Genomic DNA, 13588 nt, shown 5'->3' on the forward strand with positions numbered 1-13588 from the left:
AGCGCTCAGGCGGGCCGCTTGAGCCCCGCGCTCCACGTGTAGCCGCGCAACGACGACCGGAACGATGCCGTCAGCTCCTGCTCGGCCGCGATGGCCTCCACCACCGCGCGCAGGTCGGCACGAGGGTAAACGTGGAAGGCGTTGAGCTCCTTGAAGTGGAAGCGCTTGGCGAAGCCGGGCAGGCGCTCATACTGGCCGAAGTCGACGATGTGCAGGCTGCCGCCCGGCGCCAGCGCCTTGGCGCCAAGCGCGATCGCTTCCTTCCACGGCGGCATCATCGAGAGCGTGTAGCTCATGAACACGCGGTCAACTTGGGTAAGCCCGAACAGCGCCTGAACGTCGAACGACCCGGCATCGCCCTGCGCCAGGGTAATCTTGTCCGAGAGCCCGTGCTTCGCCACCGACTTGCGCGCGGTATCCAGCATCGCCTCGCTGATGTCGAAGCCGTGGAAGCGCGCATTGGGCCAGCGCTTGGCCGCGACGATCAGGTTGCGCGCGGTGCCGCAGCCGACTTCCAGCACCGTGCCGCCCGGCGGCGGCGCCAGTTCGCGGATCAGCCGGTCGCGGCCGAGCAGATAGAATTTGCGCGTGAGATCGTAGAAGTGGCGATGGAGTGCATAGGTCGCATCCATCAGCCCCTTTTGATCGGCCGCCCCTGCCTGCCCGCTCATGCGTGCGGCTTCAGCGTCCAGACATGGGTCGCGCCATAGACCGACGAGCGGTCGCGGCGCGTCCAGTCGTCGAGCTTGGCCTGGTCCTCATATTGCCACTGGTTCATCAGCTCGTCGGGGATGTGGCCACGGACCACGTCCGGCACGGCGGCCGTGCGATAGAGCACGCGCGCGCCGGGCTTGGCGGTACGGGTAATCTCGGTCCAGATCCGGGTCAGCTGCTCGTCGGTCATCCAGTCCTGCGCGTCGAGCAGGATGTAGCGATCGAGCGACTGGGCCGGCATCGATTCCAGATAATCGGCATAGTTGGTGTGGCGGATCTCGACGCGGTCGGCACGGTCGCGCACCAGCTCGTAGTTCTTGCGCTCGAGATAGGGCGGCAGCGGCGCGCCTTCATGCTCGCCGTATCCGCGACCGAACGCCTGCCAGGCGTAAAAATTGTCCTTCAGGTCGAAGTCGCAGGCGAGCTTGCGCAGGCGGCTGCGCAGCGCGCCGGTGATGCCTTCCTGGTCGTCGACCTTGAGCAGGTCATACTGCGCCGGCGGGATACCGAAGCCGAACAGCGCGGCGGGCTGGTCGACCATCCAGCGCAGCAGCTTCTTGTCGAAGAACGGCGCGAAGCGCGTCTCGAAGATGTGGCGCTGCTCCTCGATATTCTTCGCGGCGAGGATTTCCTTGGGATCGATGCCGTAGCGGTGTGCCAGCCAGTGGACGAAGCCGATCAATCGGCCGAGCAGGCCCTGGCGGTAGAAGCCGGTCTTGAACCCGTTGATCCGGCGCACGCCGTTCGGCGCACGACCTTCCCAATAGGCCCGCGAGGTGTCGTCGAGCGCACCGCGGAGGTACGTCTTGTACGCGCCGATATTCTCCGGCCGGTTGGCCAGACCGAAGAAGCGGTGGAACGCCTCATAGTCCGGCAGCCGCAGCGCCGCCTGCTGCTTGAGCTTGTTGAGCGCGATATGCGCCGGGTTGAGGTCCACCGCGGTGATCTTCGCCGGGTTCGCCGTCAGGTAGGAAAAGACGTTGCAGCCGCCCGAGGCGATCGTGACGATATGGCTTTCGGGCGTGATCTGCAGCGCTTCCATGTCGATCACCGGGTCTTCCCAGATCTGGGCATAGACCAGGCCCCGAAACGCGAAGGTGAAGGCGCGCTCGAGGATGCCTTCCTTCGAGAGATGTTCGTGGCGATGCACCGCACCGCGAACCGCATCGTTCTTCGGCGCCTTGGCGATAGATGACATTCGAAACAACTCCCGGCGAACCAGCCCGCCCGGCGCCCCGCCGAACAAGCTCCCCACACCCCCTGTGACAAAAGCTTTGCAGCCTTGTGACAGCGGCCCCGGGAAATCAATCCTTCACCATGCGAGTTGCCGCAGCGAGGCGGCGGAAAGAAAGTGCCGAAGGGGCTGCAACCTTTCGGCCGCGCGGACCGAACCTATATCGAGATCATCATCCCAAGAGGTTCGCCATGCCGATCGATCGCCGCCAGTTGCTCGCCGCCGCCGGCGCAAGCGCCATTGCCCTGCCGCTGTTCGCGTGCAGCAGCGCCCCCGCCGCGCCGCTGCCGAACTTCCCGTTCAAGCTGAGCGATGCCGAATGGAAGAAGAAGCTGAGCCCGGCGGCCTATAACGTGCTGCGAAACGGCGGGACCGAATATCCCTTCACCAGCCCGCTCAACAAGGAACATCGCAAGGGCGTGTTCGGCTGTGCCGGCTGCGCGCTGCCCCTGTTCGATTCCGCGACCAAGTTCGACAGCGGCACCGGCTGGCCCAGCTTCTATCAGCCGCTCGCCAATGCGGTGGTGACGCGGAGCGATCGCAGCCTGGGGATGGAGCGCACCGAAGTGCTGTGCCGCCGCTGCGGCAGCCATCTCGGCCATGTCTTCGATGACGGGCCGAAGCCGACCGGCAAACGCTATTGCATGAACGGGGTGGCGCTGCGCTTCACGCCGCGCGCCTGATCAGTTGATCGAGGCGATCTGGGTCAGGGTCGGCAGGCTGAGCGCGGCGACCTGGACATTCGCCCAGTCGCTCGCCGGTGCCGCGTCCGGATAGATGAAGCCGTTGACCGGGTAGGCCGAGAGGCCGAGGCTGCCGGTGCGACCATACCACACGCGCACTTCGCTCCAGTCGCCGGCGGCCGAGACGTCCACCGCGCGAACGTCGTGCTCGACGGCGCCGGGGGTCGACCAGTTGGCGTGGGTGAGCAGCACTTCGCGCGGGCCGACAATCTGCGACACCATTGCGACATGGCCCATCGGCATGCGGGCGGTGCGCTGGAACGACATGACCGCGCCGACCTTGGGGGTCTCGCCGCGCTGGTAATGGCCGGCGGCCTGGTCCCACCAGGTCCAAGCGTTGCCGCGAAGCTCGACGCCCGAAGCCTGGCGGGCGAACGTGACGCACTGCCAGAAAGTGCCCTTCGCCTGAGCGGGAACGACAGTCATCAGGGCGCACGCCGCCATCAGCGCAAAACGCGCTGCGAAACGAGTGAACATCTTTGGACCCCCCGGTCAGGAAAGGAAGTGGTTGAGGGTTGGTACCCAAACTATAGGACGGCAGTACACCCCTGCGGTTCGCCGATCCGACGAACCGTTGGAATGCGCCGACGAGGTGCGCTGAACCGTTTCTGAACGGCGGGAACCAACGCCAAAACCGTCTTGCCGCGCGGCGCGCAACCGATTGCCCGATATGAGATACGGACAAGGCCATAAGGGAAAATACGGCCCGATTTCATAGACCTAAGGATGTTCCCTTAGTGTCATCGCTTCGTCGCAAACCAATGTTGCATCGCAGCGCATTTTAGCGTCCAATGCTCGTGGGGATACGGAGGGGGTCATTAAGCTCTGCGTTAACCAGTGCGGAGCATGATCCATCCCACGGGCCAAAAGGAACCGAGCGGGAGACGTACAATGGCTGCACGAGCAAAACCGGCCGAAGGCGCGATGACGCTGGCAGAGATGAAGGAATTCGCGGGCTTCGCCGCCGGCACCCAGCGCTATGTGCGTCGGTCGCTCGACGTGGGCCTGGAGCGCGACGACGCCCTTTCGCGCTGGTCGCGCGACGTGGTCGAAGCCGCCAGCATCCGCGCCCAGGCGCGCATCTACGAGCGCCTCAAGGACATTCGCGCAATGATGCCGAACGACAGCGATCTCAATGGGATCGAGCCGTTCATGGCGCCGCTGGTGACGCTCTCGGCATTCGACCTCGGCCAGGGCCGGCTGACCAGCTTCTCCTCCTATCGCTTCCTCTACGAGCGGCTGCTCGGCGCGGAAGTGCGGCCGTGGCTGCCTGCGGCCTTCTGCTCGGCCTCGGCGCTGCCGCATCTCCACCCGGACCTGCGCCGCAAGCTGCTCCAGTCGATCAGCGAAGCCGCGGCGACCGCCTCGGGCTGGTCGAACCGGCAGCCGAGCTTCTTCCCGCAATGGGTCGAGAAGATCGACACCAACGCCCTGCCGAACTGAGTTCACTCAGCGGCAGGCCCGCCACCCCATCTCGCCGCGTGCAGCCTGGTCGAGATGGAGGTGGTCGCGGTGGGCCGTGTTGTAGTCGGGCGACAGCACCGTCGCGAACAGCCGACAGGCGCCGTCGCGCACCGCGCGCAGGAAGGCCGGCTTGTCCCCTTCCCCCTTCCAGTCATTCAGCACGCTCACCCGCCGCCCATCGGCGAGGATGAACGCGGCGATGTCGACCGCATTGGCCTTGGCGTGCTCGCTCCAGTCCCCGGTGGTGCGACCATACATGCGGCGACACGAATAGCTGCCGAAATGCTCGATCCGCACGACGCGCGTGCCGAAATGCTTCTGCGCCTCGGGCTGGACGATATCCCACTCCCACAGCGCCAGCCCCGCCGCGACCGGGCAGGCCGTGCCGAGCGATGCCGGGCTGAAGGAAATCGAGCGCGACCCGCCCTGCGTGAAGCGCACGCCATTGGCATAGCCGCATTCGCCCTGCCGCTGGACCGGCGCCAATTTCTCGTAGCGGACGCCCGCCTGGGTGAGCAGCGCGCGACACTGCCCATCATCGCTCCCCAGACCCGCCAGCTTGCGCCCGGTGAAGGCACCGATCGGCTGCGACAGGTCGAGCGGGGTCCAAGGCACGTCCTGCGGGCGGCTGCGCGTCCACATCAGCAACAGCAGCGCGCCCCCCGCGATCAGCGCGATGACGATCAGCAGCCATATCGTCTGCTTCAGGGCCTTCACGCCCGCACCGCGCGGTCCATGCGTTCGGCGGTGACGGGATAGCCGAGCCCCTCGGGGATGCACAGCCAGTCGACGCCGTCCCGCGACTCGACGAAGGGGGTGATCGGCTCGATCGGGAAGCTCCGGGCATGGGCCATCGCCGAGTCGAAACCGTCGAACAGCGCCAGCCGTTCCAGGTTACGCCGGGTAGGATAGATCACCATCGCCTCGCCACGATCGGCCAGATCCAGCGCGCCCTGCGCGGTGATCCAGCACAAGCGGACATTCTCGCTGCCATCGACCTGCGGCGCGGCCCCCTCGGGCGCGCGGGCGAGGTAGAAGTGGGTATCGAACACGCGATGCGGCAGGCCGTAGGGGAGCCAGCGCGCGAACGGCACCAGCGCGTCGAGATCCAGCGTCAGACCCGCCTCGGACAGCAGCTGCGCGAAGGGCTCGCCCCGATGCAGCGCCGCGCGCAGCGTGGCGAGCGTGGCGGAGTCGCAGGTTAACCCCAGCGCCAGCCCAGCCTCTTCAATCGTCTCGCGGATCGCCGCGACTCGGGCAGCGGCGTCTTCATGGCTGTCGGTCAGGAGATGATCGCCCGGATCGATCCGGCCGCCGGGAAATACCAGCGCGCCGCCGGCAAACGCCATCGCCCGCGAACGCTCGACCATCAGCAGTTCGGGCGGCCCGCCCGCCACCTCGCGCATCACGATCACGGTGGCGGCGGGGATGGCTTCGGAGGTCGACATCGCCCCGGCTCTACGTCGGGTGTCCGCGGCTTACCAGCCGGAGGCGCGCAGGCGCAGGCGGAACACCTGGTCGCTGGAGGTGATGAACAGCGTCTTCCCATCCTCGCCGAAGCAGCAGTTGGCCGCCTTCTTGCCGGTCGAGATCAGCCCCAGCCGCCGCCCGTCCGGCGCCACGACATGGATGCCGCCGGGCCCGCTGGCATAGAGATGCCCGCTTGCCGCAACCTTCATCCCGTCCGGATGCCCCTGCAGACCCTGGGCCGCGCCGGCGCGGTGGTCGAGGAACAGCTTGCGCCCGGTCGCCAGACCGTCCTCGCCAAGGCTGTACGCCCAGGTGAACAGCGCCGCATCGTCCGAGACCGAGACGTAGAGCGTCCGCTGATCGGGCGAGAGGCCGATGCCGTTGGGCCGAGTCAGCTTCGACTCGATCAGATGCACCGTGCCGTTGGTGTCGAGCCGATACACGCCGTTGAACGGCAGTTCCTTGAGCGGCGACTGGTCGCCCTCGGTGAAGCCATAGGGCGGGTCGGTAAAATAGATCGCGCCGTTCTTCGCCTGCACCAGGTCGTTGCAGCTGTTGAAGCGCTTGCCCTGGTACTTGCCGGCCAGGATCGTTTTTTCCTTGGTCTCCAGATCGACCGCCGCGATGGCGCGGGTGCCGCTGTCGGCCATCAGCAGCTCGCCCCTGCGGCCCTGGATCATGCCGTTGGATCCCGCCTCGCGCACACCCTTGGGGATCGGCCCGGCGAGGCCCGAGGGCACGAGGAACGGCTGGGTTTCCTTGCCGTCCCAGCGATAGGCGATGTTCGCCGGCGGATCGGAGAAGAGCAGATAGCTGCGATCGAAGGCGCTCGCGCCGCCCGCCGCGCCGCCGGTCACCGCGCCGTCGCGGATCCACACCGGCCCCTCGGCCCATTGGATGCCGCTGGAAATCACCTCGAGCGGCGACTCGATATCGAGCAGCGTGTCGAGTTCGGGGTCGAGCCGGGTGATCGTCCCCGCCCCCGCCGCGCGGGCGATGCCCGGCAGCAGCGGCAGCGCGGCAAGGCCGCCCAGCAGGGTGCGGCGGGTGGTGGCGAGCATCGAAATCCCCCTCAGACGAACGGCCATAGCAGCAGCGCCATGGCGAAACTGGTCAGCCCCGCGATGGTGGCACCGATGGTCCAGCTGCGAAAGGTCTGCGCTTCGGTGAGGCCGAGATATTGCTTCACCAGCCAGAAGCCGGTGTCGTTGACATGGCTCGCCACGGTCGCCCCCGCGCCGATCGCGACGGTGACCAGCGCGATGCGGTCGGGCCCCAGCCCGGCCGCGGTGATCAACGGCGCGGCGAGCCCCGCCGCGGTAACCATCGACACCGTCGCCGACCCCTGCGCCACGCGGACGAAGGCGGAGAGCAGGAAGGCGAAGACAGGAATCGAGACCTGCGCCGCCTGCACCGCCATGGTGATCTGCTTGCCCGCGCCCGAGTCGATCAGTACTTCCTTGTACGCCGCACCAGCGCCGATGATCAGCACCATCAGCCCCGCCGGCTCCAGTGCGCGGGTGCTGATCCTGGAGAGGGTTTCGAACCCCGCCCCCGCCTTGAAACGCAGCCACGCCATCGCGCCCAGCACCGCGAGGATCAGCGCGGTAAAGGGGTGGCCGAGGAAGACGAGCGTCGAGCGCGCCAGCCCCGGCGCCATCGCCTCGCTCGCCACCGTGCCGATCAGGATCAGTGCCAGCGGCAGCAGCATCGCGGCAAGCGCCGGGCCGAAGCCGACCGCACCCGTCTGCGGCGCACCCTCGTCGAGCATCGGCGGTGCCCCGATCGCGCCATAGCCGGGCGCGCCATGTGCCAGCTTGGCGAACACCGGCCCGGCGAGGATCGCCGAGGGGATGCCGCAGATCAGGCCGTACAGCGCCATTCGTCCGTAATCGGTGTGGAGCAGCTCGGCCACCGCGACGGGTCCCGGATGCGGCGGCAGCAGCGCGTGCATCGTCATCAGGCCGGCGAGCAGCGGCAGCGCGAAATAGGTGACGCGCCGCTCCGCCCGCACCGCCAGCGTGGTGAGCAAAGGCGCGAGGATGATGAAGGCGACGTCGAAGAACAACGGCACGCCGATGATGATGCCGATCGCGGTCAGCGCCCAGGGGACGCGCTTCTCCCCGAACAGATCGAGCAGCCGCCGCGCGATCGCCTGCACGCCGCCCGAGGCTTCGAGCATGCCCCCCAGCACTGCGCCGAGCCCGATCACCACCGCGACCGAGCCTAGCGCCTCGCCCGTGCCCTTCTTGATCGCCGCAATCACCGCCTGCGGATCGTTGCCGAAGACCAGACCCGTCGCCAACGCCACCAGCAGCAGCGCGACGAAGGGCTGGAGCTTGAGGCGCAGCACGAGAAGGATGACGGTCGCGATGCTGCCCGCGACGATGAGCAAAGTATGCCAGGGCTCGCCCATCACGCGACCTCCACCTTGGTGGCAAGCGACGCGGCAGGCACCCGCCCTTCGGCAGCCGCGGTGATGCGGAACCTGGCTTCGCTCTTGAGGTCGGCCGAGGAGGCGCCGGCCATCAGCCGGATGTCGCCCGCCTCGACGATCCACTTGCCGTCGCGCCAGAAGGCGAACTGCTCAGGGCTCAGGGTGAAGCGGACGGTGCGGCTCTGGCCCGGTTTGAGCGGTACACGGGCAAAGCCGCGCAGTTCCGCCACCGGTCGCGAGACCGAGGCGACGGGATCGTTGGCGTAGAGCTGGACCACTTCCTCCACCGCCATCGCGCCGCGATTGGTGACCTGCACCGAGGCGGTGATCTTACCGCCGGGCGTAAGCGTCTCGGCACTCAGCGACAGCGGGCCATAGGCGATCTCGCCATAGGTGAGGCCATGGCCGAAGGCGAAGAGCGGGCCGATGTCCGTGTCGTGATAGCGCGCGCTGTCCACCGCGAGGTCCGGGTTGGCCGGGCGGCCGGTGGGCAGATGCGCATAGCTCTGCGGCGACTGGCCGGTCCGACGCGGCATGCCGATCGGCAGGCGACCGCCGGGGGCAGCCTTGCCGGTGAGGATCTCGGCAATCGCCGGGCCGCTTTCGATGCCGAGCAGCCAAGTCTGCAGCACAGCAGGCACCCCGGCTAGTTCGCGTCCGAGCGCCAGCGGGCGGCCGCCCATCAGGATCACGACGATCGGCTTGCCGGTCGCCTTCAGCGCCTCCAGCAGCGCCGCCTGGCCATCGGGCAGGCCGATCTCGGCATAGCTGCGCGCTTCGCCGGTGCGATTGAAATCCTCGCCGAGCGCGACCAGCACGATGTCCGCCCGTTCGGCCGCTTCGACCGCCGCCGCCACATCGGTGCCCGGCTGATAGTCGGCACCCGCCAGCGCCGCCTTGAGCGTCACCGCGTCGGTCGCCTGGCCCCGTGCGCGCCAAGACCCGATCGCCGAGGAAGCATCGTCCGCCAGTGCGCCGATCAGCGCGAGCTTGGCGCCCGGCTTGAGCGGCAGCACCGCGCCTTCGTTGCGCAGCAGCACCACCGAGCGCTTGGCGAAATCGCGCGCCTCGGTCCGCCGCAGCGGCGCCTTGTCACGCGCCGGATCGCCGAAGCCATAGGGATCGTCGAACAGTCCCAGCCGCGCCTTGGCGGCGAGGATGCGGCCCACCGCTTCGTCGATGAACGGCAACAGCGACGCGTCCGCCGTCGCGGCTTCGGCGAGGTACGTCGCGTAGCTGCCGCTCGCCATGTCCATGTCGACGCCGGCCTTGAGCGCCAGCACCGCGGCTTCACGCGCATCGGCGGCGATGCCGTGGTTGACCAGCTCGCGGATCGCATTCCAGTCGCTCACCACCAGCCCCTGATAGTGCCACTGGGCGCGCAGGAAGCCGCGCACCAGATCGGCATTGGCGGTCATCGGCACGCCGTCGAGCGCGTTGAACGCGGTCATGAAGCTGCCCGCCCCCGCGCGCGCCGCGGCATGAAAGGGCGGCAGATAGACTTCGTTGAGCGTCCTCGGCCCGACCTCGGCGCTGTCGTAATCGCGACCGCCCTCGGCCGCGCCATAGCCGACGAAATGCTTGGCGCAGGCCATCATCCGCATGCCCTTGCCGAGATCGGCACCCTGGAAGCCGACGACCTGCGCCTCGGCGATGCGGCTGCCGAGATAGGCGTCCTCGCCCGCGCCCTCGACCACGCGGCCCCAGCGCGGATCGCGCGCGACGTCGACCATCGGGGTGAAGGTCCAGTGCAGCCCCGCCGCCCAGGCCTCTTCCGCCGCGATCCGCGCGGCCTGCTCGGCTACCTTGGGATCCCAGCTTGCCGCCAGCGCCAGCGGCACCGGCAGGATGGTGCGATAGCCATGGATCACGTCCATCGCGAACAGGAGCGGGATCTTGAGCCGGGATTCCTCCACCGCGACGCGCTGCAGGTCGCGCAGCGGCTCGGCACCCGCGACGTGCAGGAACGAGCCCATCTCGCCCTTGCGCACCCGATCGAGCATCGCCGCATCGAGCTTGGAGTTGAGCGACTTCTGCCGCCCGCCCGCGATCTGGTTCATCTGCCCGACCTTCTCGGCGAGCGTCATCTGGCCGAGCAGCGCCTGGATGCGGGCGCGGTGGTCGGCGGCCAGCGGTCGGGCGGCCCGGGCGAGCGGGGTCCATGCAGAAGCGGCGAGCATCGCGCCCGCCGCCAGTACGTCACGTCGATTCATGCGTCCGTTCTTCATGCAAGGGTGATGGCGCGATGTTCGCGGGCGGCGCGATAGATCGCCTCGATCAGCCGCATGTCGCGCAGCCCTTCCTCGCCCGAGACGATAGGCTCGCGCCCGCTCATGATGCATTCGGGCAGATGGTCGAGCTGGCGGACGAACTGGTTCTTGGCCGGCTTGGGCAGCACCACCTGCTCGCGCTTGCCGTCGAGCCGGGTCCACATCTCCTGCCCCTCGTAATTGGTGGCGGGCTCCAGCTCGACCCAACCCTTCCGGCCGGTGACGCGGTAATGGTTGTGGTTCGAGCTGTAGCTCGACACGCAATCGGCGATCAGCCCGCTGGGGAAGCGGAACTGCCAGTCGATCCGGTCTTCCACCGTCTTGAAGCGCGGATCGCTGCGATCGGTATATTCCATCGCGGTGACCTCGACCGGCTCTTCGCCGGACAGATAGCGGGCAGCGTTGAGGCTGTAGATGCCGATGTCCATCATCGATCCGCCGCCGGACAGCGCCTTGTCGAGCCGCCACTGGTTGGGGCCCGCGTAGAAGCCGTGCTCGGCGAAGATCAGCGTCGGCTTGCCGAGTGCGCCGGACTTCACCGTCTCGATCGCCTTGAGGTTGTACGGCTCGAAATGGCAGCGATAGCCGATCATCAGCTTCTTGCCGGCCTTCTTCGCGGCCGCGATCATCGCCTGGCATTCGGCGACCGAGACCGCCATCGGCTTCTCGCACATCACATGCTTGCCGGCCTGGTGCGCGCGGATCGTGTATTCGGCGTGCATAGAGTTGGGCAGCACGACATAAACGATGTCGATGTCCGGATTGTCGCGGATCCGGTCGTAGGTCTCGTAGCTGTACTGATGGGTCTTGGGGATGCCGTATTCGGCGCCGTACTTCTCCAGCTTGGCCGGGGTGCCGCTGACCAGCGCCTTGAGTTCGGCGAACTCGCAGTCCTTGAGGTTGGGCATGATCTGCTTGGTGGCGTAATAGCCCAGACCGACGATCGCATAGCCGAGCTTGCGCTTGGGTGCGGCCTGCGCCGCCGATCCGCCGAGTGCACTGGCCAAGACCCCGGCGCCGATCCCGCCGAGCACGTCGCGTCGCGTTCCCATGATCCTCCTCCTCGTCCCCGGCGGCGTTTGGTGCCGCGCGACCGACAGCGGTATCAACAATGGGAGGGACGGACCAGCGTCTCGGGGTCGTAGATGGAAGCGGCTGAAATCAAAGCGGAAGCGTGACGGTGGCGCACAGCCCGCCGCCGCTGCGCCGATGCAGCGTGATGTCGCCGCCATGCGCTCGCGCCGTCGCCCGCGCGCTGGCCAGCCCCAGCCCCATGCCGCCGGTGTCGCGGTTGCGCGAGCGCTCGCCGCGGAAGAAGGGATCGAACACGCGCTCCATGTCTTCGTCCGGGATTCCCGGACCTCGATCGCGCACCGCGATCACCGCTTCATGGTCGCGCGCCGACAGCACCAGCTCGGCCCCGCCGGCATATTTGACTGCATTGCCGACGAGATTGGCCAGCATCGCCTTGAGCGCGACCGGGTCCGCCTCGATCACCACCGGATCGCCCAGTTCCAGGCTGACGTCGGCGCCACGATCGGCGGCGTCGTCGACGACCGTCTCGGCCAGCGAGCGCAGGTCGAGCGGGCGGCGCACGCCGATGCGGCTGCTGTCGCGGACATAGGCCATCACCGCCGAGATCATCGCCTGCATCTCGCGGATATCACCTTCGCACGCGGCGCGGATGCCCGGATCGGCATCCTCGACGCGCAGCCCCAGTCGCATCAACGGGGTGCGCAGATCGTGCGCGACCGCCGCGATCATCGTCGCGCGATCGTCGACATAGCGGTTGAGCCGCGCCTGCATGTCGTTGAAGGCGCGCGCCGCCTCGGCGATCTCGGCCGGGCCATCGAGCTCGATCGGCGGCGCGCGCGGATCGCGGCCGAGCCGCTCGGCCGCACGGGCAAAGGCGCCGATCGGGCGGGCGAAGCGCTGCGCCATCGCCCAGGCGAATACCGCCGCCGCGAGTGCCGACAAGACCAGCCAGGCGATGACGAACAGCCGCCAGGGCTCCAGCCCTTCGCCCGGCGTTACCGTCCGCCAGCCGCCGTCTGGCAGCTTCATCGACGCCTCGAATCTTCCTGTGACCACCACGTCCTGCGCCGCCGCCGCGCTGGCTGGCGCCGGTGCGGGCGGCAGACCTGCGCGGTTATAGACCTGCGGCCGCTGCAAGAAGCCGACGGGGAAGCGCAGGATCACATTCTCGCTGGGCACGCCAAGCGCGGTCGCCAACGCGACTTCGGTCCGCTCGGCGCGCGGGTTCCAGGGCTGACGCTCCACCGCGGGCGACCGAAGCACTTCGAAGCCATCCGGCGCCGCGGCGGGATTGCGCATCGCCTGCGCGATCTGGCCGACGGTATGCAGCTTCGGATTGGGTGTCTGGATCGCGAACAGCAGCCCGAAATTGAGCAGCTGCACCACCGCGACGCACGCCAGCATCCGCACGAAGATGCGCAGGAACAGCGGCGAACGGGATGCCGCCGCCGTCTTGCTCATGCGCGCGTCACGCGGGGGACGAACAGATAGCCTTCGTTGCGCACGGTGCGGATGATCTCGTCCGCCCCCGAGCGCAGCTTGCGGCGCAAGCGGCTGACCTGCACGTCGATCGCGCGGTCGTAAGCATCCGAATCCGGACCGCGCGCCGCGGCGAGCAGCGCCTCGCGGGTCAGTACCCGGCGCGGACGCTCGATGAACACCCGCAGCACCGCGAACTCGCCGTCGGTGAGGCCGACCAGCACGCCGTCCGGATCGAACAGCTCGTGGCTGCCCAGGTCGATCCGCCAGCCCTCGAAGGTGTAGACGTCGCCCGCCGGCGGCGCCGCGGTGGTGCCGCGCTTGCGGAGCGCCGCGCGCACGGTCGCGAGGATCTCACGCGGGCTGCACGGCTTGGGGAGATAATGGCCGGCGCCGACCTCGAGCCCGAGGATGCGGTCCTGCTCCTCGCCGAGCGCGCTCAGCAGGATCACGTCGGGGCCGTCGGCGGTGGCGATGCGGCGGCAGGCGGAAAGCCCGTCCTCGCCCGGCATCATCACGTCGAGGATCACGACGTCGACCGGCATCTTCTCGAGGATCACGTCCATGTCGCGCGCGCTTGACGCCGTCTCGACGCGGTAGCCGCGCGCGCCGAGGCTGTTGGCGAGGAGAAGGCGGATGTCACGGTCGTCGTCGACCACGAGCAGCGTGGCGGGATCGTCGGAAGCGGGATGGGTTGCCATACTCAAACTCGACTCTTCAACAAATTGGCCCCCGCTGGCCG

Annotated in this window: 13 protein-coding genes; 2 read left to right on the top strand and 11 right to left on the bottom strand. The window is 68.1% G+C overall.

What is annotated here, in order from left to right; all coding sequences use genetic code 11:
- Positions 1-5: 5 nt before the first annotated feature.
- Together ABIC35_RS11440 and ABIC35_RS11445 are read right to left on the bottom strand one after the other, a co-directional pair.
- A complete protein-coding gene (locus ABIC35_RS11440; RefSeq protein WP_121073847.1) occupies positions 6-671 on the bottom strand; it encodes a class I SAM-dependent methyltransferase in 666 nt (221 codons plus the stop codon).
- The gene (locus ABIC35_RS11445) at positions 668-1912 is read right to left on the bottom strand and encodes a DUF3419 family protein (RefSeq protein WP_121073844.1); all 1245 of its coding nucleotides are present in this window, start codon (positions 1910-1912) and stop codon (positions 668-670) included. The genes ABIC35_RS11440 and ABIC35_RS11445 overlap by 4 nt, the downstream gene beginning before the upstream one ends.
- A gap of 227 nt (positions 1913-2139) precedes the next feature.
- On the opposite strand from ABIC35_RS11445, the gene msrB reads away from it, so the two are divergent.
- A complete protein-coding gene (msrB, locus tag ABIC35_RS11450) occupies positions 2140-2631 on the top strand; it encodes a peptide-methionine (R)-S-oxide reductase MsrB (protein WP_121073841.1) in 492 nt (163 codons plus the stop codon).
- On the opposite strand, the gene ABIC35_RS11455 is transcribed toward msrB, so the two are convergent.
- Positions 2632-3117, bottom strand: a complete 486-nt coding sequence (locus ABIC35_RS11455) for a CHAP domain-containing protein (protein WP_354278441.1) — start codon at positions 3115-3117, stop codon at positions 2632-2634.
- A gap of 465 nt (positions 3118-3582) precedes the next feature.
- Between ABIC35_RS11455 and ABIC35_RS11460 the strand changes: the two genes are divergently transcribed.
- Positions 3583-4134, top strand: coding sequence for a hypothetical protein (locus ABIC35_RS11460; protein ID WP_121073835.1), 552 nt, complete (start codon positions 3583-3585; stop codon positions 4132-4134).
- A gap of 6 nt (positions 4135-4140) precedes the next feature.
- Here ABIC35_RS11460 and ABIC35_RS11465 read toward each other — a convergent pair whose 3' ends face one another.
- From ABIC35_RS11465 to ABIC35_RS11500, 8 genes are all read right to left on the bottom strand, one after another.
- Positions 4141-4872: an extensin family protein gene (locus tag ABIC35_RS11465; protein WP_121073832.1), complete on the bottom strand. Its 732-nt coding sequence runs from the start codon at positions 4870-4872 to the stop codon at positions 4141-4143.
- The gene (locus ABIC35_RS11470) at positions 4869-5603 is read right to left on the bottom strand and encodes an NUDIX hydrolase (RefSeq protein ID WP_121073829.1); all 735 of its coding nucleotides are present in this window, start codon (positions 5601-5603) and stop codon (positions 4869-4871) included. The genes ABIC35_RS11465 and ABIC35_RS11470 overlap by 4 nt, the downstream gene beginning before the upstream one ends.
- 30 nt (positions 5604-5633) lie before the next feature.
- Positions 5634-6686 carry an SMP-30/gluconolactonase/LRE family protein gene (locus ABIC35_RS11475; protein ID WP_121073826.1) on the bottom strand — a complete coding sequence of 351 codons (1053 nt, stop codon included), beginning with the start codon at positions 6684-6686 and terminating at the stop codon, positions 5634-5636.
- Positions 6687-6697: 11 nt separating this feature from the next.
- Entirely contained in the window at positions 6698-8041 is a 1344-nt protein-coding gene (locus tag ABIC35_RS11480; protein WP_121073823.1) for a GntT/GntP/DsdX family permease, read from the bottom strand.
- Positions 8041-10275: a glycoside hydrolase family 3 N-terminal domain-containing protein gene (locus tag ABIC35_RS11485; RefSeq protein WP_121079127.1), complete on the bottom strand. Its 2235-nt coding sequence runs from the start codon at positions 10273-10275 to the stop codon at positions 8041-8043. The genes ABIC35_RS11480 and ABIC35_RS11485 overlap by 1 nt, the downstream gene beginning before the upstream one ends.
- Positions 10276-10286: 11 nt before the next feature.
- Positions 10287-11384, bottom strand: coding sequence for a Gfo/Idh/MocA family protein (locus tag ABIC35_RS11490; protein ID WP_121073820.1), 1098 nt, complete (start codon positions 11382-11384; stop codon positions 10287-10289).
- A gap of 109 nt (positions 11385-11493) precedes the next feature.
- The gene (locus ABIC35_RS11495) at positions 11494-12828 is read right to left on the bottom strand and encodes an ATP-binding protein (protein WP_121073817.1); all 1335 of its coding nucleotides are present in this window, start codon (positions 12826-12828) and stop codon (positions 11494-11496) included.
- A complete protein-coding gene (locus ABIC35_RS11500) occupies positions 12825-13547 on the bottom strand; it encodes a response regulator (protein ID WP_121073814.1) in 723 nt (240 codons plus the stop codon). The genes ABIC35_RS11495 and ABIC35_RS11500 overlap by 4 nt, the downstream gene beginning before the upstream one ends.
- Positions 13548-13588 lie beyond the last annotated feature (41 nt).

This window comes from Sphingomonas trueperi (assembly GCF_040545965.1).
Taxonomy (GTDB): Bacteria; Pseudomonadota; Alphaproteobacteria; order Sphingomonadales; family Sphingomonadaceae; genus Sphingomonas; species Sphingomonas trueperi_C.